Source organism: Streptomyces sp. SM1 (assembly GCF_002910825.1).
In the GTDB taxonomy this organism is placed as follows: Bacteria; Actinomycetota; Actinomycetes; order Streptomycetales; family Streptomycetaceae; genus Streptomyces; species Streptomyces okerensis.
This window is the reverse complement of the sequence record NZ_NEUB01000093.1, coordinates 1-1,868: the sequence shown is the minus strand read 5'-3', so window position 1 is coordinate 1,868 and position 1,868 is coordinate 1. Positions and strand designations below refer to the sequence as shown.

2 protein-coding genes are annotated in these 1,868 nt (G+C 76.0%); both read right to left on the bottom strand.

Annotated features, from left to right (window positions below):
* Window positions 1-999 (bottom strand): GTP-binding protein (locus tag B9S61_RS02090; RefSeq protein WP_181007197.1); only part of this gene is annotated, 999 nt, incomplete at its 3' end.
* 5 nt (window positions 1,000-1,004) lie between these two features.
* A partial coding sequence (gene selA / locus B9S61_RS02085) for an L-seryl-tRNA(Sec) selenium transferase (RefSeq protein ID WP_103540651.1) occupies window positions 1,005-1,868 on the bottom strand: 864 nt, incomplete at its 5' end.

Here is a 1,868-nt window from a genome sequence, read left to right as displayed (position 1 = left end):
GACCCCGGAGATCCGCACCGCAGCCTTCCGCACGCATGGGTCACCGATCCGCAGGGGCAGCGGGCGGGCCGCGGTCAGTCTGGCCGTGTCCACGCCGAGCGGCCGTACGGTCACCGGCACCGCCGCGGTGCCGAGGTGCAGGGTGGTCTGCCGGGGAAGGTCCTCGACGGGTGTCCCGGTGACCCGGGCGTCGAACACGCCGGTGAGCGGCCAGCGGTCCGGGGTCAGCAGCACCTGGCCCCGGCCCAGTTCCGCGCCGGGCCCCCCGTGGACGTTGACGGCCACGCGCGCCACCCCGCCGACGGAGGACCGGTCCTCCCCCAGGCACTGAAGTCCGCGCACCCGCAGCCCGGTCGTGCCGTCTCCCGTCACCAGCCGGTCGCCGACGCGCAGGGTGCCCGCGCCCAGGGTGCCGGTGACGACCGTCCCGTGACCGCGCACGGTGAAGGCGCGGTCGAGCCACAGCCGTACCTCCGCGTCGGCCGGCGGGACGGGCAACGCGCTCACCAGGCGGGCCAGTTCCTCCCGCAGTCGTCCCAGTCCCCCGCCCGTCACCGCGCTCACGGCGACGGAGGGCACGGTGCCCAGGGAGGTGGCGGCGATGCGTTCCACCGCGTCCGCGCGCACGGGTTCCGGGTCGGCCAGGTCGGCGCGGGTCACGGCGAGCACGGCATGGCGCACACCGAGCGCGTCGAGGATCTCCAGGTGCTCCTGCGACTGTTCCTGCCAGCCCTGGTCGGCGGCCACCACGAACAGCACCGCGGGCACGGGTCCCACACCGGCCAGCATGGTGGCGACGAACCGCTCGTGGCCCGGCACGTCGACGAGGGCCAGCTGTTCGCCGCCGGGCAGGTCGGGACGGGTCCAGACGAAGCCGAGGTCCAGGGTCAGGCCCCGGCGCCGCTCCTCCTCGAACCGGTCGGGTTCCATCCCGGTCAGCGCCCGCGCGAGGGCGGACTTCCCGTGGTCGACGTGCCCGGCGGTGGCCAGTACCCGCATGCCCGCTACCTCCTCCCGACGGACCGGACGGCGTCGGCGAGGCGCTCGTCGTCCGCGGGCGGCACCGCCCGCAGGTCGAGCAGACACCGGCCGGACTCCAGGCGCCCCACCACGGGGTCCGTTCCGGTGCGCAGGACCTCGGCGTACCGCTCGGGCAGCGACAGGGCCGCGCTGGGCAGGGTCACCCCGGGTGCTCCGCCGCCGCCCACGGTCGCCTCGCTCGGGACGGCCCGTACGTCGACGCCTTCGGCGTCCAGCAGGGCGGCGAGCCGCTCGGCGCGCCGGGTCAGTCCCTCCGGGGCGGCGTCGAGCGCCTCTCCGGTCGGGGTACCGGGGCCGGTCAGTGTGGCCTCCAGTGCGGCCAGGGTCAGTTTGTCCACGCGCAGGGCGCGGGCCAGCGGGTGCCGGGACAGGGCGCCGACCAACTCCTCCCGCCCGAGGAGCAGTCCGCACTGGGGGCCGCCCAGCAGTTTGTCGCCGCTCGCCGTGACGAGCGCCGCCCCGGCCGTCAACTGGGTGCGGGCGTCGGGTTCTTCGGGCAGCAGCGGATGCGGGGCGAGCAGCCCGGAACCGATGTCGACGACGACCGGGACGCCCAGTGAGGCGAGTTCGCCGACGTCCGGCGCCGCGGTGAACCCGGTGATCCGGAAGTTGGAGGGGTGCACCTTGAGGAGGAAGGCGGTCCCGGGGCCGACGGCCTCGGCGTAGTCGGCGGCCGTCGTGCGGTTGGTGGTCCCCACCTCGCGCAGCCGGGCACCCGCGGAGACCAGCAGGTCGGGCAGCCGGAAGCCGTCGCCGATCTCCACCATCTCGCCCCGGCTGACGACGATGTCGCGCCCGGCGGCGAGCGCGGTGGCGGCCAGCACCAG